The organism is Gemella massiliensis, from assembly GCF_900120125.1.
GTDB lineage: Bacteria > Bacillota > Bacilli > Staphylococcales > Gemellaceae > Gemella > Gemella massiliensis.
The window spans coordinates 592,766-619,516 of record NZ_LT635546.1 but is presented as its reverse complement, the minus strand read 5'-3'; the positions used below and the strand labels follow the sequence as shown (position 1 = coordinate 619,516).

The window sequence follows — 26,751 nt, the reverse complement described above, 5'->3', positions numbered from 1 at the left end:
AATTAATGGCTTTAGAAGAACGTGGTAGACGGATAACGCTTAAAGCGGATATTTCACAATTAAAATCGGCTTTTAGTAAAGTAAATGCTATTGCGAGAGAAAGTGCAACAGAACTTAGAAAGATTGGCACTGCTTTACGTTTTGACCCTCATAGTACGAGTTTATTAATTCAAAAACAAAAAGAACTGAATAGGGAAATAGCTCAAAATTATAAACTTATTGGTAACTTAAAGAAACAAATAGCGAAACACGCAGAACTCGGAGAAACTAGAACAGTTCAAAAACTTACTAACCAATTAGAAGTTTTACGTTCTAAAAATGAAACTTTAAAATCTAGTTTAAGAGAAATAAACAAAGTCTTATCTAACTTAGGCAATATTCAAGCATTAGAAAAATTAGAAAACGAACTTAAACGAAGTAAAACCAATGTAGAAAGCTTGAATAAAGCCTTAAAATTAGATGTAGGTAACGTTAGTGCTGCGGCTAGTAAATTTAGAGAGCTTAAATCTCAAGTTGATAACTTAGATAAGCAAACTCTTATTCTTGTTCAAGATTTAAGGAAAATTGATTTTAAAACAGATCCTCAAGGTTTCAACAGGATAAAAGCAAAACTTGAAGAAACTAAAGCGGAAGCTAAAAACGTACGTAACGAACTTGATAAGTTAGGCGGTGCTAAATTTAATCAAACTTTAGTTCAAATTGAAAAACTTGATAGCGAACTTAAGAAAAGTAGAGAAACTAGTAAAAGTTTAAAAAAAGAATTAGAATTTGCACCTAATAACAGTGTTTTAAAATCACTAAAACTTGAAGAAGCAAGAAATGAACTAACAAAAACTAGAGAAAAGACAAAGCTTTTAAAAACAGATTTAGACAGAGTAAAAACTACTAATAACAGAGAAGAATTTACTAGATTAAACCTTAAAATCGCAGAAAGCAATAGACACGTAAAAGAATTACACAAAAGTGTTGGATTGATTAATTCTGCTAAATTAAGTGGTTTTAGTGGTTTCTTTTCTAGTTTTAATCAAAGTTTACAAAGCAATGCTCAAGCTATGCGTGACGCTGGTAGAAACTTTACACTGGGATATACGCTACCTGTAACTTATGGTATGAGTAGGGTTCTAAATGAATTTAGAGAAACTGATGACGGTTTAAGACGAGTTGCTGCCGCTGCTTCTGACGGTGTAAGAGAAAAATTTACAAGTTCATTTAAAGAAGTTGAAGCAAGTGCTAGAGAATCTTCGAAAGGAACGGTTTATAGCGTAAAACAAGTTGCAAGCGGTATGGAAGAACTTATAAAAGCAAACTGGAGTTCTGCTGACGCTCAAAGAGAAGTTATAAATGTAATGAACCTAGCGAAAGTTGAAGGTATGGAACTAGCACAAGCTACCGAAATAGTAGCCGACGGACTAGCTTCCTTTGGCTTAAAAGCAAATGAAACAGCACGATTTACCGATGTTCTAACTATGGCTTCAATTAAATCTACAACAGATATTACCAAAATGGGAGAAACGTTGAAATACGTTGCTCCTGTTGCTGGTACGTTAGGATATACTATAGAAGATACGGCTAGTGCTATTGCCATAATGGCTAACAACGGCATTAAAGCTTCGGTAGCAGGTACAGCATTAAGAGCAGGTCTTACAAACCTAGTTAAACCATCAGCACAAGCGAAAGCAGCGTTAAGTCAAATAGGTTTTAGCATGACAGACGCTAATGGTAAGACTAAACCGTTAATTCAAGTTATTTCTGAATTAAGAGAAAAAACTAAAGGAATGACCGAAGCACAAAAAGCACAATTTTCAGCTACTGTGTTCGGTAAAACGGCAATGAGTGGTTGGATGGCTATTTTAAATGCTTCTGACACCTCTGTTAATGATTTAACTAACTCTATTAAAAACTCTAAAGGTGCTACAAAAGAAATGGCTGACCAGCTAACAAGTGGTGTCGGTGGTGCTATTGATAGATTTAAAGCAAGTGTTAGCAACGCTTCTTATGAAGTAGGTAAAGCATGGGCGCCAGCTATGAAAAGTATAGTAGACAGCGGAACTGGAGTAGTAAATTCTCTTGCCAACGCTAGTGACGGCACTAAAAAATTCATAACTGGAGTTGTAGGTTTAACTGCTGTAATACCACCATTAACTTGGGCAATAGGAAGTGCTAAAACTCAATTCAAAAACTTTGGTTTAGCAATGACTAATCCTATTACAGCTTCTTTAACGTTAGGTACTGCATTAGGAACTTTAATAACACAGTTAAAAGAAAAATACGATCCGTTAATTGTGGCACAACGTAACGCTAAAGAAAGTGCCGATAAGTTAGGAAATACATTCGGTAAAGTAGGAGAAGCTGTAGGCGAATTTAAAAAACGTGTAGCAAGTGCTAGGAGTGCATTAGAACAAATATACGGTAAAGATAGTTATCAACATAAATTAGAGGAACTGGCACAATCGGTCCAGGAAAATTACAGAAAAATAACTAAGGCTATTGAAAGTGCAACAGCAGAAAATAGAACACTTAATAATCAGGAAGTTGAAACTATTAAAGCTAACATTGAAAGTATTAATCAATTAGAAAACGAAAGAGCTTCTAAAACTGAAAGTTCATATAAAAAAATAATTAGTCTATCTAAAAATTTGAACGCTAATAAAAATATTGATGATGAAAGCTATATAAGAAACTTTGACAAACATGTTAAGGATTTAGGTGATTTACACAAACAATCAAACGATAGTTTACAACAATGGTACGACCAACAAATTGAGATTAATAATAATTTGCCGCCTGAAATGAGAAAATCTTCAGAACAATTAAAAGCTGAATATGATAAACGTTTAGCTAAAGAAAAACAAAGTTATTCTGAAAGTATGCAGACTGCAATAGACGGTTATTCTCAACGTTTTGGTATAGAACAAAATTATATTAAAGATTTAGCTACTGCACGCCAAGGCATAGAAGAAGTAGAACGACAACATAAAGTAAGAAGTAAAAAAATTTGGGAAGATACAAACTTAACATACCAACAACAAATTGCTAAACAAAAAGAAGAAGATACACGTTATGAAAACGAGAAAAAATGGCATTATGATAATCTAAATAATCAATTTAGTGAACATAAAGCTAAACAACTTGGAGTTTGGTTAAGTATGATACAAGATGCCATAGCAAATGGTGGTACTTTAACCGAATCACAAACCAAAAACGTTAAATCTTTCTTAGATACCATGAATACCTTACCAGAAGAAACTAGAAATAAATACAGAGAAGCATTACAAAAAGCGGGTATAGATGTTGATAAGTTGGGAAATGAAGTCGCTAATAAAATGAATGAACAAGGTTCGCAATCTATGAACCAATTAGCTAGCGGAATTAACAACGGACAATCCGAGGTTGATTCATCAATAACAACTGTTGTAAGTAGCATAACTGGTATAGTCGGCGGAGTAAACTTATTCCCGTTAGGTGTAGGTATCATGAACGGCATGGGTGGCGGAATAGCAAACGGGAAACCGAACATTGATAATCCTATGGACGCTATAACAAACGGTATGGTTGGTAAAGTTGCTAACACAGATATGTCACCTGTCGGTCGTCAAAAATCACAACAGTTAGGTCAAGGCATAAAAAGCGGTGACGGTCATGTGTGGAATGCAGCACAACAAACAGCTAATCACGGAAGAAATGGTGCCAGTTCTGTGTCATTTTGGAGTGTTGGTGGCGGTATGATAGGCGGAATAGTTGCAGGTGTTAACGGTAGTCAAGGAAGTTTATTTAGTAGATTAAGAGGAATAGCATACGGTGCTTTACAAGCAGCGAAAGACGCATTAGGTATTAATTCTCCATCAAGAGTATTTAAACGTATTATAGGATACGGTATGGCAGAGGGTATGGCGGTAGGTATCAGCGAAAAAGCAAGTTTAGTAACTGATAATATACGTAATACTTTAAGCGATACTGTGAAGAATGCTAAACAGTTCAACGTAGGCGATAAAATGAAAGAATACATGAATTTTAGTGCTGTTTCCGATTATTCTATACAACATAACATGTCACAAAATACCGGAGTTATTGATACACTTAATGTACTAATCGGTAAAATAAATGATTTAGAACTGAAAAGTAATGTATATCTTGATGGCGAAAAAGTTGGCAATATAACATACAAACAACATGAAATTATAGATAGGAGATTAGGTTATGATAATCTATAAAGATGACGATATAATATTGGATACCGCAGATTATAAACTTAATCTCGGTATCTTAAATTTTGATGATTATAAAGGGGTAACTGAAAAAAAAGTTAAAACTGAAAATAATAGTTTTGATGATAGCTATGTATATTCAGCAGATACTTATCAAGGTTATAACCCAACAATCACAGTTATTGTTAGAAAAGTAAAACGCTATGAAGTGATAGAAGCGTTTAGAAATGGTAATAGAATAACATTACCTAAAGAACCAGGTAAATATCGTGAATATTATATAGATGGTGCAGTTCAAACCGTTTATTATGATAGTCCTGAATACGTTAAACTTATTATCCCAGTTTATTTTAATGCTTTTATATATAAAAGCGGTTCAGAACATATAAATATTACTAAGGGTACAATCACAACGATAAAAAATATTGGTAACGCTCATGCTGAACCTAAATTCATTATAAAAGGTAATGGAACATTAAGATTTAATGTTAACGGTGTAACTAACACTTTAAAAAATTCGAACGGTGGATATATAGTTATTTGTAAGAATAGGAAACAAAATGTTACTAATCTTACAGGTGAATATAAAAATATATCAAGCGAATATGAGGGATACTATCCTAAGCTAAATGTTGGTGATAATAAAATACAATTAATAGACGGGGAAAGTTTAGAAGTTGAAGTAACCTGGAGGTGGAAAGATTGATAATTAGAGCAAAAACAGAAAAAAACTTAGCAAGTGCTACTGATGTTAAATTGACAAAAACTCAAGATTATCAGGATACTTTAGGTTTTAAGTTGCCTATTGACGAAGATATAAACGTTGATGAAATAATTCATGTAGGAACTAGTGTTTTTAATCAAGATTATAGGGTAAAAGAAATTATAACAAAAGAACAATATAAAGACGTGTTTTGCGAACATGTCTTTTTCGATTGTAAAAATATCATTATCCCGTTTGTTGATGAGGGACACGAGGGATCTTATAATGATTTTTCACGTTATGGTAACATAGAATTAATTTGTGGGCATTTAAATAGAATAGTTCGTGCTAAGGGTATGAAAGATTTTACTTTTGATAGTAATTTCAAAAGAGATGGTGTAATTGAATGTAACGATACGCCATTGTATGATTTGATATTTGGAGAAAAGGGAATTTTAAAAACTTTTGATTGCCATTTAGAATATGATAATTATAAAGTTACATTCGTTCATACGGCTTCTAGTAAAAATACGGAAATTTTATTCCACGAAAGTAAAAATATTTCCCAATTACAAGAAACTGTTGATTTTAAAAATATAGTAACTAAATATCACGTTACTTGCAAATATCAACCTGATAATTCAGAAGAGGGAAAAGCTGAAAGAGAACGTAAAAAAGCACAAGCACGTAGAGAACGTTTCGAAAAAAGTCAACAAAAAATAAAAGAGCGTGAGAAAAAAGAAGCGGAAGAAAGATTAATAAGGCAACAAAAAGCCGAGCAAGAATATCAAGCTAACAAAAATAGACCGAAAAGGACACAAGATGAAATACACCAGGAACACCTTAGAAAACAGCAAGAAAATAACGCTAGAATATTAGAAAATAACGCAGCTAGAGAAGAAGAACGTAGAAAAAAATTTGAGGAACAAGAAAAAAATAGAAAAACTGAAAAAGAAGAAAAGGAAAAAATATTCAGAACTATATATAAAAGTCCTTTGATTGATAAATACGCTAGAGTATATGAAGCTAGCTTAAGTATAGGAAGTAGCGATATAGATAGCGTAGATGATCTAAAACGTTGGTGTGAAATACATTTATTTAACGAAGAAGATACAAGAGATGTTCCTATAAAAAATTATAGTTTCAATGTAGCTGATAATGAATATAGAAACATCAATATAAATGATAAGGCAATGGTTGTATTTGATAAACTTAATGTGAGAAAAGTTATAAATTGCTGCAAGATTGTATATGACGCTTTAAATGATAAGTATTTAGAGGTGGAATTTGGAGAGATTAATAAAAGTTCTACAAAACAATTAATAGGTTCTATCAACGCTAAAATAGAACAAGCTAATAACCAAATGGCAACAAATTATAGAATATTAGATGAGAATTTTCAAACGTATGTGCAAAAAGAAATTGTAGCCCACGAGGAACTATATAATATAAGATCAAACGATTTTGAGAAAAACTTAGAAAAAAGAATTGAAGAAGCACATATAAAAGCCGAAGAATTAACCGGAGAAATTAATACCGCTTTTGAAAAGGATATGTCGAAAGTTAGGGAAGATGTTAACAAGGCGAGAGATGATTTTGATAAAAACCTTAATGAAACAAAAAAAGAAATAGAAAAAATAAAATCTGGTAACATTGGTAAAATAGCAGATTTAGAAAAAGAAATAGCTTCCGCCAAAGAAAAAGGCGAAACTGCATTTAATAAAGTAACAGAGCTAAACGGCGAAGTTACTAGAGAGTTTGAGAAGATAAAAAAAGATACCAACGATAGCATTAATGCTGTTAAATCAGAATTTAAAGTAACCGCTGATGGCTTATCAAACAAAATAGTCAAGTTAGAAGATTATGTAAATAAAGACGGCGAAAGAACTCAAACAATGAAGTCTTGGGTTGAAACTAACACTGTAGAAGCTTTAAAACGAGAAAGAACAGAAGTATTAAAAGTAATTGACGGTAAAGGATATGTAACAGCTCAAAATCTTACTAATAAGCTAGAAGAAACCAGCAAGGGCGTTACTAGGGAAATATCAAGTGCTATTGATAATATAAGCTATAGTAACCGTAACTTACTTTTAAATACGCATTTCCCAGACTCAAATTCAATAGAAAATACAAGTGCTACTTTAAAAATTAATCAAAATGATTATAACGGGCATAATTCTATTGAATGGCAAGTAACAGGAGCAACTAGTAACGGTTGGAAAGGTCTTAACGTTAAAAGTAGCATATCGTCAGTTAAAAAAGGCGATAAGTTAGTAATTAGATTACCAATCTATATTTTTAGTGATGTAAATGACGACGCAGGAGTTAAGTTAAGATTAAAAAATCATAAAAATAACTCTACTTTAAAATCTTTTAATTTATCCGATAATATGCCAAAAAATCAATGGGTAATTAAAGAGATTAAATTTATAGCAGAAAGCGATTTTGATTTCACGAAGAATAATTTCTTTTTCGTGGCAATTGATAAAAATGGGCATTGCAAAATAGCTGAACCTTATCTTGGATATGGAACTGTAATACCTAGTTCGTGGTCTCCAGCTCCTGAAGATAGTACTAACCAAATAAACGCATTAAATACTTGGAAGCAAACAGCAACTGAAACGTTAAATAAAGTTGGCAGCATTAATCCTAATGACTTAGTTAAATACTCACAGATGAGAATAACTGATGACGGTATTGATTTTGGGTCAGGAAGACAATTCAACGGTAAGTCGTTAGCTAGTATGCTAAGAATAAGTCCTGACAGTATCCAAGCGATAACTGATAAATTTATAATTACTCCAAGTAATGAGAATTTGGTTGAAGTTGATAAGCGAAATGAAATTGGATTAGAGCAACGTTCACTATGGCTAACCTCTAAAATAAAAGAAGATAACCTATTAAATAAAAATGAATTTAGAATAATAGGAGAATTTATCTGGCAAGGTAACTTAACTTATGACCTTAACTTTATAATTGAAATAAAGAGAAACGGTCAAAATGCAGAATACTTTTTTAAAAAAATTGCTTCAAAAAATTCAACTTATATATCAAGTAAACGAGGAGTTGATTTAAGGGTTAACCCTGATATTTCAGATATTGAATATTACAGATTAGGAATATATCAAGAAGGAAATAACAACTTCCACAAAATAGCTTGTAAAAATTTAGAAATTCGCCAAAAAAGGTCAGCAGAGTTAATTGTTGACGGAACTATAAACTCTAAGCATATATCAACAGGGTCAATAGAAACTGGGCATATATCCGCCGGATCAATACAAGCTATTCATATGACGGCTGAAAGCATTACCGCTGACGCATTGAAAGTTGATGAAGCAATGATTAATAAATTGTTAGTAAATAATCTATTGGTTAAAGAGTTGTTTGCCAATAGTGCATTTATCAATAAATTACAAGCCGTTGACATCAGTGCTACTCAAATTACCACTGGGTATTTAAGCGGAGATAGGATATATGGTGGAACTATTGAGGGGGTTACAATTACCGGGTCAACACTTACAGGTACTACTAAGATAAAAATAGGTGAGTATGGTTATATGCAACCAGTAGATAGAGGACTCCAAATTAACACTCCTGCTTCTTATACTGCTAATTATGGAACAGGGGTTCAGATTTTAGGTGATACATGGGATAATTATCCTAAGGGGATATTTATTTACCACGACCCAGATTTTTCTGTCGCAGGACAAACGGTTTATCCTAACGTCGATAATACATTGTTGACAGTGCACGGTTATGCTGCAATTTGCAATAAATTTAATGGCAATCCTGTACAAGGACACGCTATAATCTCTAATAGATATAAAGACACTCCTGTTAATGGGATTTATAAAATTGCATTTATAGGTTGGGACGGACGTAGCGGTCAATTATATGTTGATGACGGAACGGGTTCATCAGGAACTTGGTGGTTCACGCCTGACTCTTCATCATCAGATAGAAGATTGAAATTAGGGATTGAGGATAGTAATTATAACGCAATAGAATTTATTGAAAAATTAAACTTCAAACAATTCGATTGGAAAAGGGATAAATTCGGGCATAAAAAAGACTACACTAAATGCGGATTGATTGCTCAGGACATTCAAGCGTTGGATAGCAGCTTGGTATTTTCTCAAGGTGATAAGTTAGCACTAGATGACTTTAGACTTGGTAATATAGGGCTTAAAGCAATTCAAGAGTTAAATATTAGATTAAAACGATTAGAAGAAAAAATAGGAGCATAAAGAATGGAATTAAAAATTCAGAATAAAGACTTGGAAATATTATTACAGACGGTATCAAATTTACCAATAAAAAAAATGAAAGCTAATAGGGGGCGTGCTAAGTTTCTTAAAAAACTACAGGAAAAATTAGAAACTTATATTGAAGATAGAACTGAACTAGCTAAGGTATACGTTGAATATGATAAAGATCAACCTAAAGTTGATAGTGACGGCAATTTAATCTATAAAGATAATGCTAATGTAGACGAGTTTATCAAAGAGTTAAATGAGTTAAATACTGAAAGTGTAATAATTCAAGGGGGTGAATATTCTGAACGTTACACTGACTTTTTTAATGATTTGTTAGAACTTGAAGTTGAGTTATCGGCATACGAAACAATACTAATTGATGATATTTTAGAACAATTTGAAAAAGGAGATAAAGAATAATGACTTTGGAAATTAAAAAAACAACAAAATTAGAGGGTAGATTTAAGGTAGGAGATGAAACAGTGAAGTTAGTAACTGTAGAAATTAACGATAAAGGAGTATCAGAAATTTACGAAAGTATGTATAACCGAGAATTGTACTCTAAAAATCGTGTAGAAATGCGTAAACACGAAAAAGAACTTAGGGAAAAAAGATACGAGATAGAGGATAAAATTTTAGAGGAATTGGAAAAAACTAAACAGGAGTAATTTAAATGGCATTAATAGAATTAAGATTTTCGGATTTAGTAATACATCTTAGGGAATTTTTTAATATTGCAATTTTATATATTGTTATGGCGTTAATAATATTTGATATATTATCTGGAATTGCAAAATCTTGGGTTACTCACGAGGTGAACTCAACACTAAGCAGGAAAGGGATTTTAAAGCACACAGCTATTATTATGTTTATCATAATATCATTTCCAATTTTAACAGCAATTGGATTTAAATCTGTGGCAACAACTATAGTTTTATATCTTATATATAGCTATTTAATTTCAGTTATTGAGAATTTAACAGTATTAGGAGTTCCTTTCCCAAAAGGAATATTAAAAAGACTTACTAAATTAAAAGATTTAATAGAAAACAAGGAGGAATAATAAGTGACAGAATTACAACAATTTATAAGTCCAGCAATAATGGCACTTTGTTTACTGATAGGAAACAGCATTAAGACTAGCTTTCCTAAAATACCTAACAATTATATTCCCGCAATATTAGCAGTTGTAGGGGCAGTTTTAATTTGCATATTAGAGGGATATTCAGGGCATAATATAGTAATAGGTATTGTTAGTGGCTTAAGTGCAACTGGACTACATCAAATTCACAAAGGGATAAGAGAAGTTAAAAATAATTAACACACTTTGAACAGTTGTTTATAGTGTTTGACAAAAAGTAGAATTTGTATTAAAATAATTTCAGAGATAAAAAGGAAACTATTCACCTCCTTTCAGTCTCGTTTTAACGTTAAAATTCGTAGTGATACGAAAGTGTAATAGAAGCACATTACACTACTTGGCAGAGCTTAAGAACTGTTCCTTGGAGATAAGCCTAAGAAGCACAAAGAGGAGTTAGTCAACCAACAATTCGACTAATCGTAAGACCTGGTTAGAGTCTTTTCTAATCCGTGCTTAATTTTGTTTTATGGAGAGAAAATGGATAATGTTGATTTTAAAAAATTGTATGATGATTATAAAAAGAAATTTCATAATAATTCTTGTATGATAGAAACGAATTATAAAAAATTAAATGAATTTATAGTCAAATTCAATATTTTAGATTTACATCATTTATTTGGAATTCATATCTAATTCCTTGAATTTTCTTTTTTTAAATTGTATAATTAATTTAATCAAAGGAGGAGATTATCATGAAACAAACATCAGTGATTTTTTCTTTATTGAAAGGAATAGCTATTGTATTTGGTTTTTCTAATATGTTAGGAGGAAGTACAACAAAATACGAAATAAAAAATGATGCAGCCAGCCTTGCATCTGATTGGAAAACTGTAGAGAGTGATATGAAGGTAGCTTATAATGAGTTCAGAAACAAATATTGCTAAGCAAGAAAATGATAAAGTAGCAGAGTTAGAAAAAGAATTAAAAGAATTACCAGAAGAAGAACGAGGTCAGATAATTCAAAAACTAGTAATGAGGCAGAGTATTACTTATGAAGGAGCTGTACCACCGCCAGAAATGTTAAGAGAATTCGATAAAATAATTCCTAACGGTGCTGATAGATTTATGAAAATGGTCGAGAACCAAACTGAACACAGAATGCGACAAGAAAAACAGCTTTTAAGTTCGGAGTTGAATAAAGAAAAATTAGGATTAATATTTGGATTTATCATCTCTTTACTAGGATTAGGTTGTAGTGTATTTTTAGCTTATAACGGAAATAATACAGGAGCTGGGATTTTCGCTATTCCGGCTGTAGCAGGTTTGGTTAATGCATTTTTAAATATAGGTAAAAAGTAGAAAGAAACACTAAGATTAAGTTCTTAGTGTTTTTATTATGAAAAAATGGAGGATAAATAAATGGTTAAAACAATAGATATAGTAAATGAAGCAAAAAGAATAGCGAATTTAGGAATAGGGGTAGATCAAGACGGAGCATATGGCACTCAATGTGTCGATTTACCGAATTACTTAAGTGTATTATTCTTTGGTAAAGCATTAAGAGGTAATGCAATAGATTTATTAAATAGTGCTAAATCATTAGGTTATACAGTTGAATATAATGTGGTAGGAGATGTCAATTCTAAGCCACGTGCGGGGGCGGTGTTTGTTATGGATACAACTTATATTGCTGGTCATTCTTACGGGCACACAGGATTAGTAATTGCTGATAGTGACGGGTATACAATGAGTACCATTGAACAAAATGTTGATGGTAACGCTGATAGTTTATATGTAGGCGGTCCTGCCCGATATAGAAATCGTGACTTTAGCGGCATTGTTGGGTGGTTCTACTTCCCAGTGAACGACACACCGGCTAATAACCCAGCTAATACCGATTTACAAGCATTAGATAAAGCTAGAACATTCAAGGTAACTGTTGATAAGTTAAATGTGCGTTCAGCTCCATCGTTAGATAGTGAAGTAGTAGCAACTTACGAAAATGGTGAAGAATTTAATTATATGGAATATTGCTACGCTAATGGTTACGAATGGTTATCTTACATCTCACACAGTGGAGAAAGACGTTATGTCGCAAGTAAGGATCTTAAAACTGGTAAAGAATATGGTGAATGGAGATATAGAGATTAATATTCCTTGTCAATATTAAAGATATGTAGTATAATATAACCGCTTTATTTTTATTCAGCCCCCTTATCATTATTGATAGGGGGTATTTTTTATTGCCTGAATAACGGAAATTTTTAAATATTTCTATTATTTAGGAATTTTTTTAAAAAAGTATTGACTTTATACGTTATATAAGGTATAATATAAATATAAAGAGGTGAGAAAGTGGGTAAGAGAAATAAAAAAGAAGATTCCAATCAAGAAATTCTAGTCAAAATATCAATAGTCTTAGCCATAACCCAAACGGTAAAGACGATAGTAGAATTACTTGGTAAAATCTTCTAAATACTTCAAGGGAAAGGAGCTTAGCAAAAGCTCCAAGTACCTCAATTACTCACATTATAGCATGAGAAAAGAAAAAATACAAATGTTAATATTGCTGTTAGGGATTGCCGCAATTATAATCTCAATAATTTTAATATTTACTTAGGAGGAGTTATGATAGAAAAAGTAATAAAAGATATAGAAGAGCTGTTTAAGCTCAAAATAACTGATTATAGAATATCAAAAGATACTGGCGTTGCGTTAAGTGTTATTCAAAATTATAGAAGTGGAAAATATTCCATTGAGAACATGACTTTGAAAGTCGCTAAAAAACTTCATGAATATTATTTAGAAAAAAAAAGGAGAATAAAAAATGTTAAAATTAGAAAATAAAAAGTTATATTATGTAAACGGAAATAAAAAAGTAAAAATTTGTAGTAATGTTGAACTTGAGGAAGAAGATTTAACAATTTCCGAAATTATTGAAGAGTTAGGGTTAGATATTGCATTTGTTCCAATGAAAATTAAAAAAGTTTATTTCAAAGAAAGGTTCGGGGATGATTATATTATTTATGCGGAGGTAAATTTTGAACTGCTTATTAATAATAATGCAGTTGATAAAATGATTGAGGATTTTGAAGTCGGCAAAACTTTTAGCAAATCTAAATTTTTTGAAAAGTATTCAAAAGATGATATTTTAGAAAAGGTTGCTAGAAATTTAGATGAAACTAATTTGTTTAATAAATATATTCGTTAAATAATATGTCCGCAAATTATCCACTTTTTCGCTCAAAAAATAGTGTTTTTTCGAGTAATTATCTGTAGAAAAAAAGCCTCCTTTCATCCTGTAGAATGATAAGAGACTTCTCACGGTGGGCATAGCCCTCTAATCTGACTATCATTCTATCATCTTTCCCATAATTTGTCAATTATTTAATCTAATTTTTTTACTTTATCTCCAATAGAAACAAGTTTATTACTTGCCATTAAGTTTTCGTTTTCTTTTTGATTAACGTTTATTTTTTCATAACCTATATATGATTTTAAAATAGAATTTGCAAAACCTGAAGGTAGTTCGTTTCTAGTAGCCTTTCTAGCTATTATATGCTCTCTAAAGATAATTTTACTTACTATGTAAGAGTAATAGAAGATGACGCAAGCAATGTATTTTCTTTAATATATGAAAGTCAAGATGGCACAGAAGATGTGAATATATCTGATGTAGTAGAAATAAGAAGAGGAGATATTATCTGTGATTAATTTTAAAATTTAAGTGAGCAAAAAATGGACTTAAGTTAAATTTATATGATGTTATATGAGAATATAAAAAATAAGAAACACTATTAAATTAATCATTTGACATTATATAACATTATATAAAATGCTAGTAATATAATAAAAGGATTTATGGAATAAATCTTTTAAATGATAATATATAGTAAAACATACAAAAATTAGCTCTGTGTTGAATACAGGGTATGAGAAAATAAAGATTAAAATGCTAAGTAACATGCTGTTGCTTGGCATTTTTCAGCTGTAAAATAAATAGAGAAGATGGAAGGAAACTATCATTTCTATTTATTTTACAGTCTTTTTTATTTTATAAAATAATTTCAGCTATAAAATAACAAAATAAGTGATATTTTAAGTAATTATATTTTGGTTAAGGCTTGTTTTATATAATTTTTTATATAGTGTTATATAATTTAAATTTTTATCTTTAATATATTTAATATTAAATACATTAATTTTCTAGTATATTTATTATATAACTACATTTATTAATATTTAATTATTTTTTATATGAAATATGAATAAAAGAATATATTAGTGAGATTTAATATCTATAAAAAGATAATATTTTATATTTCAAAATAAAATATTTATATTATAATAGAAAATGAATTTAATATTTTTAATGATATTAAATTCTTGACAACGCTTTTATATTAATATATAATTGGAGTACAAAAAGATAAACTGTAATGATACAGTTTGATGTTGTAAAAGATAACTATAAATTTTTATAATAAAATATAATTTGTATTTATTTGTATAAATCATTTCAAAAAGAAATATATTATTATAAAAGATGAAAAATAATTATTTAGAGTAATATTATTATGAGTAAAGGAGGTATTTTCAGAATACAAAGATTTTCACCTATAAATTATATGATTTTTCAACCATGTACCGTAATATTTAACTTAGGATAGTACGATAATCTAAGTTATGACATTGGTTTATTGAAAAATTTATGACATTTGTTTTATAAAAATTGTAGGTTATTTATAGGTTTAGAATCTAAATGGCTGTATAAAGCTATTTAATGCGCATAAATAATTATTTTTTAATTCAGGTGAATTAGGATTGTTGAATAATAATTTTAAGTAATTTAGAAATTATAATTTTTTAAAGGAAAGTAGAGGTTTAGCGAAATGTAAAATTAAAGGAGACAAGGTATGAATACAGAAGAGTTCGCAAAAAAATTTAATAAAATTCAACCAATAATAGGATGCATAGTAATATTATTTTTAGTTTGGTTTTCATTTAAGTTGCACGTACCAAAATTAATATTTGGATTATTAATCGGTTTGGGATTCGGTTATACTTTAACGAGATCAAGATTTGGCTTTGCCGGGGGAATAAAGAGAATATATGTTAGAGGAGAAGGTAGTTTGACAAAAGCTTTATTAATAACTTTTGCAGCTGTAACTTTAATCTATGGAGCAATACAATGGACGGCGAGTACCAAAGGAGCAATTCCGGCATTTTTAGCAAAAAATGGAGAAGCTATAATTCCGGGAACACAAAATGTTTTTATGACAAACATAGGAACTGTATTAGGTGGTTTCTTATTTGGTATAGGAATGATAATCGCCGGTGGTTGTGCTTCAGGAACACTTGCCGACTTCGGTGAAGGGGAAGGGCATGCAATGATTGCTTTTCCACTGTTTATTCTAGGGACTATACCGGGTCATTATTTACGAGAAGTTATTGATAGAAATCCTATAGGAAAAGTTGGGGTAAGAATACATTTTCCACAATATGTAGGTTATCTTGGTGCAATAATTTTAACATTTGTAGGGTTATTGTTTTTGTATATTTTAACAAAAGCCTATGAGAATAAAAGAAAAAAAGAGGGAACTTATTTAGATCCGAAGTCTGACTATGAAGACTTTGAGAAAGAATTAAAAGATAACTTAGATGTTAGCCCATGGGGTTCTGCATTATATCATAAGGTATTTGTAGAAAGATGGAGTTTTAAAACAGGAGCATTAATTCTTAGTATTATTTCCGGATGTTATATAATTTTTACTAATAAGGCATGGGGTGTAACATCAGCGTTTACTCACATAGCGGTATGGTTTTTAGGATTATTTGGAGTACATTTTGATGATAAGGCGTTTGATTCTGTATATAAAGCAATATCAAATGGAATATTGGCAGATGCAGGTGTGCTTTTGGATATTGGGATTGTTGTAGGATCATTTTTAGCGTTTCTTATGGCAGGAAGATTTAAGTTGAATTTAAAATTCAATTCAAAAAATGCATTTTTATTCGGGCTTGGTGGTTTACTTATGGGCTTCGGTTCTCGTTTAGCAAAAGGTTGTAATATTGGTGCGTTATATTCTTCATTACCTAATTTTTCAATTTCAGGTTGGGTATTCTTAGTGGCAATTTCACTGGGAGCGGTCGTAGGATTAAAATTATTTAAGGGAAGTTCATGTTTGATACCACCAAGACATAGAGATGTCAGAGATTTTAAATAAAAAATATATTATGAGGAGGACTCAAATTATGAGCAAAAAATATTTAGTAGTAGGTGGAGTAGCTGGAGGAATGTCTGCAGCTGCACGTTTAAGAAGGTTAGATTCATATGCGGATATTCAAGTATTTGAAAAAGGACCGCACGTAAGTTTTTCAAATTGTTGTTTACCGTTTCATCTGTCAGGAGTAGTACCGGAAGCTGACAATTTGATTTTAATGACACCGGAATTATTAAAAAAACAATATAACTTAGATGTAAAAGTTTTACATGAAGTAATTAAAATTAATAAAGAAGAAAAAACAATTCTTATTAAAAAAGTAGCCACCGGTGAAGAATATGAAGAAAGTTACGATAAATTAATCTTATCTCCGGGAGCAAGAGCCATTCGCCCAAGTTCAATTAAAGGGGTAGATAGAGATAATGTATTTACAGTAAAAAATGTTGTAGATATTGATAGACTAAAAAAATATATTGATAACAATTCTATAGAAGATGTTGCCGTTATTGGTGGTGGGTTTATAGGATTAGAGGTAATGGAAAGTCTAAGAGAAGCCGGAAAAAATGTTGTGTTGGTAGAGGGAACTAATCAGATATTAGCACCTATGGATTATGATTTGGTTCAAGTTTTGAATAAAGAAATTTATGATAAAGGTGTTAAACTTTTATATAATGAAAAATTGGCAGAAGTAGCGGATGGTAAAATTATTTTAGAGTCCGGAAAAGAAATAAAAGCAGGAGCAGTGGTTTTAGCAATAGGTGTTGTAGCAGAAGCAGGATTAGCAAAAGAAGCAGGATTAGGGTTTGGAGAAACAGGTGGTATTCTTGTAAATCATCATTACCAAACTACAGATTCGGATATTTATGCTGTAGGGGATGTAATAGAAACTACACACTTTATTACAAATAAAAAAGTTCGTCTAACGTTGGCAGGGCCGGCACAAAGACAAGCTCGTGCAGTGGCAGACCATATATATGGAAGAACATATAAAAATACAGGTGTAATAGGATCATCTGTAGTAAAAATATTTGATTACAATGCTGCAAGTACGGGACTTAATGAAAAAGATTGTAAAAAATTAGGTATTGATTATGATGTAGCATATATTATACCGAAAGACAAAGTAGGTTTAATACCATCTGCCAACCCTATTCACTTTAAACTTATTTTCCAAGTTCCAACAGGTCAAATATTGGGAGCACAATCTGTAGGAAAAGGAGCTGTAGATAAGAGGGTTGACGTTATAGCGGCAATGATTATGAATAGAGCTAATATAGAAGATTTAAAAGAATTAGAATTATGTTATTCTCCGTATTTTACCACAGCAAAAGATGCTACCAACATGGCAGCTTTAGTAGCTTGTAATTTGTTAAATGGTGAATATAAGCAGGTTCGCACAAGTGAAGTAAGAAAATTGGTTGAAGAGGGAGCATATATAATAGATTCACGAGAAAAAGTGGAATATGAAGAAGGCCACATAAAAGGTGCTGTTAATATACCGCTTAGTGAATTTAGAGAAAGATTAGATGAAATACCGAAAGATAGACCTGTATATGTGCATTGTTTATCATCACAACGAAGTTACTATATGGTTCGAGAATTAAATCTAAGAGGGTACAAAAATGTAATAAATATTTCAGGTTCATTTTTAGGTATATCGCTATATGAATATTTTACAGATATAACAACAGGAAGAGAGCCTATTGTCACAAATTATAGATTTAATTTATTGTAGCTTAACATAGAATTACAAAATTAATCTAAAATTTAAAAAGTTTCATATAATTTTAAAATGTAAAATATTCTGACTTTCTTTTTAATATAGATAAGTTTTGTAAGTTTGGAGAATTATGGGGACGGTTGATAAAATCAATATTTTAAAAATTTTGATTTTATCTCGTTCCCTATTTCAATAATAAATAGTTAGCGTAGGAGGTCTTATGGTAAAAAAACTGGGGCGTTTTGATGTTTTTTCTCTGGTAATAGGATCCATTATAGGGTGGGGATCGTTTACATTGCCGGGAAAGCAATTTTTAAGTAAATCCGGAGTAATTAATACAACTATAGGTTTAGCTACAGGTGGTATTTTAGTGATGCTGATACAAGTAGCTTATCATAAAATGTTAGAAAAAAATACCGAAGAAGGCGGGGAATTTTCTTATGCTTTCAATGAATTGGGAAAACTTCACGGTTTTATAGTGGGGTGGTCATTAAGTTTGTGTTATTTAAGCATGATTCCTTTAAATGCAAGTGCATATGTTCTTCTGTTTAGGGTGATTTTTGGAGAAAAATACAATTTTGGATATTTATATTCTGTTGCAGGATATTCAGTCTACATAAGTGATATTTTATTAATGTCATCAATAATTATTATTTTTGCATATATAAATATAAAAGGACTTAGGGTAAGTTCAAAGGTACAAAATGTTATGAGTCTATGTCTGGTGAGTATTGTGTTTTTGTTAATAATTTTTGTGGGTATTAAAAGTGATATGACAATTTTTAGAAGTAACTATATAGAAAATTATAAATTTTCCTTGAAAGAAATTTCGTCAGTTATTGCAATAGTTCCGTTTTTATTTGTGGGTTTTGATGTAATACCACAAGTTGCAAAAGAATTGAAATTTAAAGTACATAAAGCAACAATATTAGCATTAATATCTATAGTATGTGGTGTTTTCATATATGCAGGGTTAAATCTTATAGCAGGGTTTAGCTTTTCGCCAACCGAGGCAGCAGCAACAAATTGGGCAGTGGCGGATTCTGTTATCAGTAAGCTGGGATATATAGGCTTTTCGTTTATGTTAGTAGCCTTATGGGCGGCGGTAACCGGTGGTATAAATGGTTTTATGATTGCCAGTAGCAAGTTAATAGCATCGTTGTCAAAAAAAGATATAATGGATAAAAAATATAGTAAAAAAAATAAAAATGATGTATATCCTTATGCTATTGTTTTTGTTTCAACTGTTAGTCTAATTGCCCCTTGGATAGGTAGAGAAGTTATATTATATATAGTAGATATGGCGAGTGTATTAGCGGCTGTAGCTTATGGATATGTCAGTTATATAAGTTTTAAATATGCTAATAAAAAATTTGAAAAAATTCTTTGTTTTATAGCTATAATTATTTCTATAAGTTTTATATTACTACTATTACTCCCAATATCACCTGCAATGTTGGATATACCTGCTTTAATATTTTTAATAATATGGCTTATTTTAGGTGTAATTATTTATAATAAGAAAAAGATAGTTAGCGAGTAATCTAACTATCTTCTTTATTATTATGTCATTAGTGATGAAGAAAATAAGTATTTTAAAATTTATGTATATTTATAGAAAATAACTGATAATTACAGTTAATTAATTAATTTATTACAAATATATTAAACGTTGGACAGAAATAGTTTAAATTTAGATATTTTTGTGGTATTATAGTAAGATAATAAATCATATTTAGAAGGATAGAAAAAATGGAGAAAGGATTATTAATTGTCTTATCGGGGCCATCTGGAGTAGGGAAGGGAACCGTTAGAAAACGAATTTTTGCCAGTAATGACGTTGATTTTGAATATTCAATATCAATGACATCAAGAGGTATGCGTCCCGGAGAAGTAGATGGTATTGACTACTTTTTTAAAACAAAAGAAGAATTCGAACGTTTAATTGGAGAAGGTGAACTGTTGGAATATGCACAATATGTGGATAATTACTACGGTACACCGGTAAAATATGTAAGGGAAACCATGGAAAAAGGCAAAGATATTTTCCTTGAAATTGAAGTGCAGGGAGCTGGACAAGTAAAAAGTAAAATTCCTGATGCACTATTTATTTTTTTGGCACCACCGAGTATAGCAGATTTAAAAGATAGATTAAAGGGACGTGGTACGGAAAGTGATGAAGTTATAGAATCACGGGTAGCAAAAGCAAAAAAAGAAATAAATATGATGCACCTTTATGACTATGTGGTGGAAAATGATGAAGTTGACAAGGCGGTAGAGCGAATAAAGGCGATTATATTGAGCGAACATTTAAAAAGAGAACGTATTGAGATGAAATATCGTCGTGCCTTGTTAGAATTAGAAGAAATGTAGGAGAGAGTTATGTTATACCCAAAATTAGATGTTTTAAAAACAAAAGTAAATTCAAAATATATGTTAGTGTCATTGGCTAGTAAAAGAGCTAGAGAACTATTTGCAGAACCGGAAAGTGAAAAATTGGATAATTATATTTCGCACAAAGAAGTAGGAAAAGCTTTAGAAGAAATAGCAGAAGGAAAAATAACATTAACAGTAAAATAGTATTTATAATAAATTAAAAAATATTTTTCTTTGAGTGATCGCAGCTTGTATTAGCTGAGGAAAGTCCATACTCGCACAAGCTGAGATGCTTGTAGTGTTCAACGCTAAACGAAACAATAAGTTTAGGTATTCTTTCTAAGAGTAACGGCAGACAATATAACCTAAGTAATTATTTATATTATATGGTTGTATATATCTTGAAAGTGCCACAGTGACGAAGTTTTTATAGAAATATAAAAAGTGGAACGAGGTAAACCCCTTGAGCGAGCAATTCAAATTTTGGTAGAAGCACTGATTTTGCAGAAATGAATGTAAAAATCGGAAATATAATTTATATTTAGACAGATGATCATAACTATTTTTACGAGAGTAAACTAGGCTCGTTATAGTAAGATAGATACAGAATATGGCTTATGATAAGAAAAATAACTAGTTGTTTTAAGGGCTCTTAGGAGCTCTTTTTTAAGGAGGAAGAAATGAAATATAATTTGGTGGCAACAACCCCGATGGGAATAGAAGCTATTGTAGCGAAAGAAGTTCAAGAATTAGGATATGAAACAAAATTAGAAAATGGAAGGGTTTATTATTCAGGAGATAAAAGAGCTATAGTAAAATCTAATTTGTGGTTAAGATGTGCTGATAGGGTAAAAATCGTTGTAGCACAATTTCCTGCATATACATTTGAAGAGTTATTTGAAAAAACCAAGGAAATTGAATGGGATAAATATTTGCCGGTAGATGCAAAATTTCCGGTTGATGGACGTAGTCATAAATCAACTTTGTTTAGTGTATCGGATTGTCAATCAATTGTAAAAAAAGCGATTGTAGAAAAAATGAAAAAAAGTTATGGAATTACCGGTTGGTTAGCGGAAACCGGTGCTCGCTATCGCTTAGAGATAATTATGCTGAATGATATAGCGACTATTTTGTTAGATACATCGGGAGATGGACTACATAAACGTGGTTATAGAGCGAAACAAGGGACAGCCCCATTAAAAGAAACATTAGCGGCGGCTATGGTTAAATTAATGAATTGGAAAGGAGAAACACCGTTATATGATGTTTTCTGCGGTTCAGGAACTTTGTTAATAGAAGCGGCTATGCTTGCGCAGAATATGGCTCCCGGTATAAATAGAAATTTTGATTTTGAAAAATGGCCGTGGATTCCTAAAGCGTTGGTTGATGAAGAAAGAAATAATGCAGAAGAAGCAATAGATTATGAAAAAGAATTAGAATTATATGGTTCAGATATAGATCCCAAAATGATAGCAACAGCTGAAAATAATGCAGAAGAAATTGGTTTGGTAGGCGTTATAAATTTCAAACAAATGTCAGTATATGATTTTGTTGTAAAAAAAGAAGCAGGTTGTGTCATTGCAAACCCTCCTTATGGTGAACGTCTAGGTGAAAAAAAAGAAGTAGAAGCAATGTATAAATATTTAGGAGAAGCATTAAAGGATAGACGTTATTGGTCGTTATATCTGCTTACATCCAATAAAAAGTTTGAGTATTTATATGGTAAGAAAGCTACAAAACGAAGAAAGTTATTTAATGGATCGATAGAGTGCACTTATTATCAATATTGGGGAGAAAAAATTAGATAATATTTGACATTTTGGATAATATAGAATAGAATTGTAGTAGATTAAATATAAATTTTTATGAAGGGAAAAAGGTAAAGTTTTATGCATTTGACAAAGAGTACAGAGCAAGCCATTTGTATAATGGTTATGTTATATACCCAAGACAAGCATGTTTTTCTTAATTCAAGGGAAATAAGTCATAGACTTAATATATCACCAACATATTTGAAAAAAATTATGAGAAGATTAGTTCTACATGGATTGGTAAAAGCGAATACAGGAGTAGGTGGGGGTTATAAATATCGCAGCGGGAAAAGAATTTCTTTATATGATATTTATGTCGCCCTGAATGGTGATGTAGAAATTTTTGTTTTAAAAACAGATTATGTTTCTAAAATATTCGAAGGTGCTTTAGGTTTAGAAAAACGCTATGAAGAATATTTGAAAAAAGTAGATGCGATAAACAAATCAATAAAAGAAGCTCTTGAGGGTATTACTATAGAAAATGTTGTTAGTGATATTCTAGGAGAAAATTCAAAAGTAAAACTTGATTGGAATAATTGGGAAGAAGAGTTCAAACGAGTAAACGTTTATTTTAAAGGGTAATATGAAGATAATGAAAAATCTCTTAAGTTGAAGATTACTTAAGAGATTTTTTTGTTTTTTATTCGTTTATTTTTTCAAAACTATTAAAGGCTTTTTTATTAAAAAGTTTTAAATGCTTATCTACAATAATAGAATTACTAATTCCTCCACTAACGTTAAGGCAAGTACGCCCCATATCTAAGATAGGATCGACAGCTAAAATAGGATTAATTTGGTTGAATAATGCGCCAAATCCAACACCATTAACACTGACGCTGGCAGCTGTTATTGCAGTACCGGGTACACCTGCGATACCGACAGATCCCAGTGTTACAACAATAATTGTCATAATAAATACAGTAGCGTCAATAGTAATGCCATTAGCATTAGCTAAGAATACTATCAGCATTGTCGGATAAATACCGGCACAACCTTGCATTCCTGCCGTTGATGAAAATGAGGCAACAAAATTTGCCGTTGATTGATTAACTCCCATATTTTTAGTGAGGGTACTGATTGTTAAGGGAAGAGTGCCGGCACTGGAACGGGATGTAAATGCAAGTAAAAGAGGTTTGCTTGCTTTTTTGAAATATGTGATCGGTGAGATTCCATGTAGTACAAGAATAAATGCTTGAATAATAAATTGGATTACTACTGCTACATATAGTAAAACTATAAATAATAAAACATCTTTTATAGATTTTAGTCCGCGTTGTGCAATGGTGTTGGCAAGTAGAGGGATAACTGCGTAAGGTAACAATCTTATAACAATAACGGTCATTCGAGATACTATTGCATGAAGATTGGCAATATAGTCAACAAAAGTACTAACTTTCTCCTCGTTTTTATTTTGAATATAACGTGCAGCGATACCGATAAACATCGCAAAGATAACAATGCCTATTACGTTAAAATCTGCCATTGCCTTAATTGGATTAGATGGTATTAATTCTCTAATAATGGTAACTACATCTTTGACAGTTTTAATTTTACTATCTCCACTACCAAGTGCTATAGAACTGCTACCAAGTTTGAAGATGGTAGAAATTACAAAACCTACGATGGAACTGATAGCAACCATACCCAAAGTAACAATAAGAGTAAGTCTTGTCAATTTTTTAACATCTGTGTTTGCATTGATATTAACAATAACGTTGATAATTGATACTAATACCAGTGGAATAATCAGCATTTTAATTAAATCAATAAAACCGTTTCCAAATAGTGAATACCATTTGGTAGTTTCAGCAACATATTTTATTTTAATTGGATCATCACTAAAACCGGAATATGCTTGGATAATAATCCCTAAAATAAGTCCTATGGCTGTTGCTAATAATGTTCTTTTAGAAGAACTAACTCTCTTTTTAGCAAGATAGTACATAAAGTAAAATAATGCAAAAAGTATAAGTAAAAATAATAGTGTTTCTTTTGTAGAAATCATTAGAAATTTCTCAAAAAATGTAAATTTATTTCCCATTGTTTATCCTCCTGTTGAGCTGTAGCTCATAAATATTGTAAAATTTTTATTATTGAATTTTACAAGCATCTACAGATATGATGGGAACGAGTAAACCCATTCTCCATAACTTTTACCTCCATTTTCTAAAATGATACATATTATTAAACTACACATTTTATCAAATTGCAATTTTTTTGCACTAAGTTTTAAATTTATAATAAAATAATTTGAATTATGTAAATATAATTATTCGATTTAGTTGTCTACAAAATATAGAAAAATTAGTGAGTAACAATAATAATATTTATCTTAAGATTTAATTTTTATTATAATAATATTATTGGAAGTTATTATTTTTTTTGATATAATAAACTATAAAGTAGTTTGTGGCATAATATATTGAGTTAGGAGAGTGTATAATGTTCGAAATAGATTTGGATATTGATAATAAAAAATTTGATAGTTTTGTAAAAGAACATTCAACAGGTGAATTATTACAACTTGCTTCGTGGGGTGAGGTAAAATCTGTTAATGAATGGTACTTCGAGAAAATAGCGATAAAAAATAATAATAAAGTAGTGGCTAGTTGTTTAGTGTTATTCAGACGATTAGGTTTAGGAAAATACACTATTGCCTATATACCTAAAGGATATACAGGTGATAATAAAAATAGTGAGTTAAATATGAAAATTATTAATGAAGTCAAAAAGTTATGTAAAAAACATCATGCTATTTTAATTGACTTTGAAACAAACGTATTGCGTAATAATTCTAAAATCTTAGTAGATGATTTAAAAAATCAAGGTTTTAAAGTTCGCGGTCACGAGGAAAAAGATTTTCCATATCAGACTCAATATGATATGATTGTACATTTTAAAGATTTAGAAACCGATACAAGAGAATACTTAAATAAAAAAACTGAAAGATTATTAAGAGTAGCAGAAAAAGCACAATTAAAAATAGAGAATGCAGGATTGGAAAAGGTTGACATATTTACTCAGTTGTCTGATGAAACAAGTGAAAGAAATGGTATTTCGTTACGCAACAATGAATATTATAAGAATATAATAGAATTTTTCAAAAGGGATAATGATGTAGATTTTTATTTAATAAGTTTAGACGCAAATACATTCAAAAATAATATAGAGAACAATATAAAATTATTGGAAAAAGAGATAGCCGGTTTGCAAAAAAAAGTGAATAAATCGCTTGATGAAAAGAAAAAAGAAGTTTGGGAAACAACAATAACCGAAATAAGAAATAAAATTAATAGTTTAAATAAGGATATTGAAGAAATTTTAAAATATAAATCAGATAGTATTTATCTTTCGGGGTGTTTAGTTCTTTATTGTGGTAAAAAATCATATTATTTATATGCGGCTTCTTCTAATAAATTTAGATATTTACAGCCGAATATTTACATGAACTATAAAGCTATGGAAAATGCTCGCAAACGTGGCTGTGTATCATATAATCTTGGCGGAGTGAAAAGTATAAATGATAATCTTTATACTTTTAAAAAATCATTAGGTGGCGAGTGTGTTGAATATGAGGGTGTGTTTACCTATGTAGTAAATAGACCGATTTATATTTTGTTTGAAACGGCGTTAAAAATTAGAAAAAAATTAATAAAAATAAAAAACAAAAGAAAATAAAGGAGTTTAATTTATGAATATTAAATTAGTGTATGCCAGTCTGACAGGAAATACGGAGATGTTATCAGACTTAATAATAGAAAAATTTGAGGGAAAAGGGATAGAAGTTGAAAAATTATTTATAGAAGATATGGAAGATTTTGATTTTCTGGATGATGCGGATGCTTTTATAGTTGCAACATATACCTATGGTGAAGGTGAACTTCCGGACGAAATGGAAGAATTTTTTGAAGCGATTGGAGAGAAAGATTATTCCGGAAAAATTTACGGTGTAATTGGTACTGGAGATACAATTTATGAACAATATTGTGTTTGCGTAGATCAGTTTGACGAGCAAATAGAGAAAACCGGTGCAACTAATCCTACAGAAAATTTAAAAATTGAAATTGAGGCGGATACTGATGAAGACTTTGAAAATATAGAGAAATTTATTGAAGATTTCTCAGCTGCCTTATAGTATTGTAACAACTAATATAATTTAACTAAGAAAGGTTTCTTGGTTAAATTATATTTTTTTGATATAAAGAAATATAATTTTAATTTAGATAATTATTAAAGGCTTATTTCATATGTATAAAATTCTACTTATATTTTAAACATATAATAAATGTATAGAAGAATTTGCAGTTATATATGTGTTTTATTAGTGTTTTTAGTGTTGTTGTGATAAGATAATAAAGTAAAAATTTAGTAATCA

24 protein-coding genes and 1 other RNA gene are annotated in these 26,751 nt (G+C 30.5%); 24 read left to right on the top strand and 1 reads right to left on the bottom strand.

Features of this window, described 5'->3' with window-relative positions:
- The first annotated feature begins 5 nt into the window (after window positions 1–5).
- The 22 genes from BQ7358_RS07915 to BQ7358_RS07820 all read left to right on the top strand — a co-directional run bounded on the left by BQ7358_RS07915 (window position 6) and on the right by BQ7358_RS07820 (window position 22,958).
- The gene (locus BQ7358_RS07915) at window positions 6–4,211 is read left to right on the top strand and encodes a phage tail tape measure protein (RefSeq protein WP_072520443.1); all 4,206 of its coding nucleotides are present in this window, start codon (window positions 6–8) and stop codon (window positions 4,209–4,211) included.
- Window positions 4,198–4,911 carry a hypothetical protein gene (locus BQ7358_RS07910; protein ID WP_072520442.1) on the top strand — a complete coding sequence of 238 codons (714 nt, stop codon included), beginning with the start codon at window positions 4,198–4,200 and terminating at the stop codon, window positions 4,909–4,911. Before BQ7358_RS07915 ends, BQ7358_RS07910 begins: the two co-directional genes overlap by 14 nt.
- Window positions 4,908–9,155 (top strand): tail fiber domain-containing protein, encoded by a 4,248-nt coding sequence (locus BQ7358_RS07905; RefSeq protein ID WP_072520441.1) that lies wholly within the window; start codon window positions 4,908–4,910, stop codon window positions 9,153–9,155. The genes BQ7358_RS07910 and BQ7358_RS07905 overlap by 4 nt, the downstream gene beginning before the upstream one ends.
- A 3-nt stretch (window positions 9,156–9,158) precedes the next feature.
- A complete protein-coding gene (locus BQ7358_RS07900; RefSeq protein WP_062173768.1) occupies window positions 9,159–9,584 on the top strand; it encodes a DUF1617 family protein in 426 nt (141 codons plus the stop codon).
- Window positions 9,584–9,832: a hypothetical protein gene (locus BQ7358_RS07895; RefSeq protein ID WP_062173766.1), complete on the top strand. Its 249-nt coding sequence runs from the start codon at window positions 9,584–9,586 to the stop codon at window positions 9,830–9,832. Before BQ7358_RS07900 ends, BQ7358_RS07895 begins: the two co-directional genes overlap by 1 nt.
- Before the next feature lie 5 nt (window positions 9,833–9,837).
- Complete coding sequence (locus tag BQ7358_RS07890) at window positions 9,838–10,227, top strand: phage holin family protein (RefSeq protein WP_021753573.1); 390 nt, start codon at window positions 9,838–9,840, stop codon at window positions 10,225–10,227.
- Window positions 10,228–10,230: 3 nt separating this feature from the next.
- Window positions 10,231–10,485 carry a phage holin family protein gene (locus BQ7358_RS07885; RefSeq protein ID WP_200773561.1) on the top strand — a complete coding sequence of 85 codons (255 nt, stop codon included), beginning with the start codon at window positions 10,231–10,233 and terminating at the stop codon, window positions 10,483–10,485.
- A gap of 297 nt (window positions 10,486–10,782) precedes the next feature.
- On the top strand, window positions 10,783–10,938 hold the full coding sequence (locus BQ7358_RS08695) for a hypothetical protein (RefSeq protein WP_159428393.1): 156 nt from the start codon (window positions 10,783–10,785) through the stop codon (window positions 10,936–10,938).
- 59 nt (window positions 10,939–10,997) lie between these two features.
- The gene (locus tag BQ7358_RS07880; protein ID WP_072520440.1) at window positions 10,998–11,189 is read left to right on the top strand and encodes a hypothetical protein; all 192 of its coding nucleotides are present in this window, start codon (window positions 10,998–11,000) and stop codon (window positions 11,187–11,189) included.
- Entirely contained in the window at window positions 11,164–11,604 is a 441-nt protein-coding gene (locus tag BQ7358_RS07875; protein WP_072520439.1) for a DUF2335 domain-containing protein, read from the top strand. Before BQ7358_RS07880 ends, BQ7358_RS07875 begins: the two co-directional genes overlap by 26 nt.
- Before the next feature lie 60 nt (window positions 11,605–11,664).
- Window positions 11,665–12,396, top strand: coding sequence for a CHAP domain-containing protein (locus BQ7358_RS07870; RefSeq protein WP_072520438.1), 732 nt, complete (start codon window positions 11,665–11,667; stop codon window positions 12,394–12,396).
- Window positions 12,397–12,873: 477 nt separating this feature from the next.
- Window positions 12,874–13,092: a hypothetical protein gene (locus tag BQ7358_RS07865; protein WP_234971575.1), complete on the top strand. Its 219-nt coding sequence runs from the start codon at window positions 12,874–12,876 to the stop codon at window positions 13,090–13,092.
- Window positions 13,073–13,456 (top strand): hypothetical protein, encoded by a 384-nt coding sequence (locus BQ7358_RS07860; protein WP_072520437.1) that lies wholly within the window; start codon window positions 13,073–13,075, stop codon window positions 13,454–13,456. The genes BQ7358_RS07865 and BQ7358_RS07860 overlap by 20 nt, the downstream gene beginning before the upstream one ends.
- A 347-nt stretch (window positions 13,457–13,803) precedes the next feature.
- Window positions 13,804–13,959, top strand: a complete 156-nt coding sequence (locus tag BQ7358_RS08690; RefSeq protein ID WP_159428392.1) for a hypothetical protein — start codon at window positions 13,804–13,806, stop codon at window positions 13,957–13,959.
- A 1,202-nt stretch (window positions 13,960–15,161) separates the two neighbouring features.
- Entirely contained in the window at window positions 15,162–16,472 is a 1,311-nt protein-coding gene (locus tag BQ7358_RS07855; RefSeq protein WP_062173199.1) for a YeeE/YedE family protein, read from the top strand.
- 28 nt (window positions 16,473–16,500) lie between these two features.
- Window positions 16,501–18,204, top strand: a complete 1,704-nt coding sequence (locus BQ7358_RS07850; RefSeq protein WP_062173200.1) for an FAD-dependent oxidoreductase — start codon at window positions 16,501–16,503, stop codon at window positions 18,202–18,204.
- A gap of 205 nt (window positions 18,205–18,409) precedes the next feature.
- Window positions 18,410–19,732 (top strand): APC family permease, encoded by a 1,323-nt coding sequence (locus BQ7358_RS07845; protein ID WP_062173201.1) that lies wholly within the window; start codon window positions 18,410–18,412, stop codon window positions 19,730–19,732.
- 209 nt (window positions 19,733–19,941) lie between these two features.
- Window positions 19,942–20,562 (top strand): guanylate kinase, encoded by a 621-nt coding sequence (gene gmk, locus BQ7358_RS07840; protein WP_021752691.1) that lies wholly within the window; start codon window positions 19,942–19,944, stop codon window positions 20,560–20,562.
- Between the two features lie 9 nt (window positions 20,563–20,571).
- Complete coding sequence (rpoZ, locus tag BQ7358_RS07835) at window positions 20,572–20,769, top strand: DNA-directed RNA polymerase subunit omega (protein WP_021752692.1); 198 nt, start codon at window positions 20,572–20,574, stop codon at window positions 20,767–20,769.
- Window positions 20,770–20,795: 26 nt separating this feature from the next.
- An RNA gene (rnpB, locus tag BQ7358_RS07830) (RNase P RNA component class B) lies at window positions 20,796–21,188 on the top strand.
- Window positions 21,189–21,245: 57 nt separating this feature from the next.
- Window positions 21,246–22,373, top strand: coding sequence for a THUMP domain-containing class I SAM-dependent RNA methyltransferase (locus BQ7358_RS07825; RefSeq protein ID WP_072520436.1), 1,128 nt, complete (start codon window positions 21,246–21,248; stop codon window positions 22,371–22,373).
- 81 nt (window positions 22,374–22,454) lie between these two features.
- Entirely contained in the window at window positions 22,455–22,958 is a 504-nt protein-coding gene (locus BQ7358_RS07820) for an RrF2 family transcriptional regulator (RefSeq protein ID WP_021752694.1), read from the top strand.
- Window positions 22,959–23,016: 58 nt separating this feature from the next.
- Here the strand turns inward: BQ7358_RS07820 and BQ7358_RS07815 are convergent, their stop codons facing one another.
- The gene (locus BQ7358_RS07815) at window positions 23,017–24,417 is read right to left on the bottom strand and encodes a cation:dicarboxylate symporter family transporter (RefSeq protein ID WP_062173203.1); all 1,401 of its coding nucleotides are present in this window, start codon (window positions 24,415–24,417) and stop codon (window positions 23,017–23,019) included.
- A 401-nt stretch (window positions 24,418–24,818) separates the two neighbouring features.
- On the opposite strand from BQ7358_RS07815, the gene BQ7358_RS07810 reads away from it, so the two are divergent.
- Together BQ7358_RS07810 and BQ7358_RS07805 are read left to right on the top strand one after the other, a co-directional pair.
- On the top strand, window positions 24,819–26,054 hold the full coding sequence (locus BQ7358_RS07810; protein ID WP_062173204.1) for a lipid II:glycine glycyltransferase FemX: 1,236 nt from the start codon (window positions 24,819–24,821) through the stop codon (window positions 26,052–26,054).
- 13 nt (window positions 26,055–26,067) lie between these two features.
- Complete coding sequence (locus BQ7358_RS07805) at window positions 26,068–26,511, top strand: flavodoxin (RefSeq protein ID WP_062173206.1); 444 nt, start codon at window positions 26,068–26,070, stop codon at window positions 26,509–26,511.
- The last annotated feature ends 240 nt before the right edge of the window (window positions 26,512–26,751 follow it).

Coding starts and splice junctions, on each gene's coding strand:
- BQ7358_RS07845 (WP_062173201.1), top strand. CDS start 18,410: ATGGTAAAAAAACTGGGGCGTTTTGATGTTTTTTCTCTGGTAATAGGA.
- BQ7358_RS07815 (WP_062173203.1), bottom strand. CDS start 24,417: ATGGGAAATAAATTTACATTTTTTGAGAAATTTCTAATGATTTCTACA.
- BQ7358_RS07810 (WP_062173204.1), top strand. CDS start 24,819: ATGTTCGAAATAGATTTGGATATTGATAATAAAAAATTTGATAGTTTT.
- BQ7358_RS07915 (WP_072520443.1), top strand. CDS start 6: ATGGCTTTAGAAGAACGTGGTAGACGGATAACGCTTAAAGCGGATATT.
- gmk (WP_021752691.1), top strand. CDS start 19,942: ATGGAGAAAGGATTATTAATTGTCTTATCGGGGCCATCTGGAGTAGGG.
- BQ7358_RS07875 (WP_072520439.1), top strand. CDS start 11,164: ATGAGTTCAGAAACAAATATTGCTAAGCAAGAAAATGATAAAGTAGCA.
- BQ7358_RS07820 (WP_021752694.1), top strand. CDS start 22,455: ATGCATTTGACAAAGAGTACAGAGCAAGCCATTTGTATAATGGTTATG.
- BQ7358_RS07895 (WP_062173766.1), top strand. CDS start 9,584: ATGACTTTGGAAATTAAAAAAACAACAAAATTAGAGGGTAGATTTAAG.
- BQ7358_RS07865 (WP_234971575.1), top strand. CDS start 12,874: ATGATAGAAAAAGTAATAAAAGATATAGAAGAGCTGTTTAAGCTCAAA.
- BQ7358_RS07880 (WP_072520440.1), top strand. CDS start 10,998: ATGAAACAAACATCAGTGATTTTTTCTTTATTGAAAGGAATAGCTATT.
- BQ7358_RS07805 (WP_062173206.1), top strand. CDS start 26,068: ATGAATATTAAATTAGTGTATGCCAGTCTGACAGGAAATACGGAGATG.
- BQ7358_RS07850 (WP_062173200.1), top strand. CDS start 16,501: ATGAGCAAAAAATATTTAGTAGTAGGTGGAGTAGCTGGAGGAATGTCT.
- BQ7358_RS07870 (WP_072520438.1), top strand. CDS start 11,665: ATGGTTAAAACAATAGATATAGTAAATGAAGCAAAAAGAATAGCGAAT.
- BQ7358_RS08695 (WP_159428393.1), top strand. CDS start 10,783: ATGGATAATGTTGATTTTAAAAAATTGTATGATGATTATAAAAAGAAA.
- BQ7358_RS07860 (WP_072520437.1), top strand. CDS start 13,073: ATGTTAAAATTAGAAAATAAAAAGTTATATTATGTAAACGGAAATAAA.
- rpoZ (WP_021752692.1), top strand. CDS start 20,572: ATGTTATACCCAAAATTAGATGTTTTAAAAACAAAAGTAAATTCAAAA.
- BQ7358_RS08690 (WP_159428392.1), top strand. CDS start 13,804: ATGCTCTCTAAAGATAATTTTACTTACTATGTAAGAGTAATAGAAGAT.
- BQ7358_RS07910 (WP_072520442.1), top strand. CDS start 4,198: ATGATAATCTATAAAGATGACGATATAATATTGGATACCGCAGATTAT.
- BQ7358_RS07855 (WP_062173199.1), top strand. CDS start 15,162: ATGAATACAGAAGAGTTCGCAAAAAAATTTAATAAAATTCAACCAATA.
- BQ7358_RS07890 (WP_021753573.1), top strand. CDS start 9,838: ATGGCATTAATAGAATTAAGATTTTCGGATTTAGTAATACATCTTAGG.
- BQ7358_RS07825 (WP_072520436.1), top strand. CDS start 21,246: ATGAAATATAATTTGGTGGCAACAACCCCGATGGGAATAGAAGCTATT.
- BQ7358_RS07900 (WP_062173768.1), top strand. CDS start 9,159: ATGGAATTAAAAATTCAGAATAAAGACTTGGAAATATTATTACAGACG.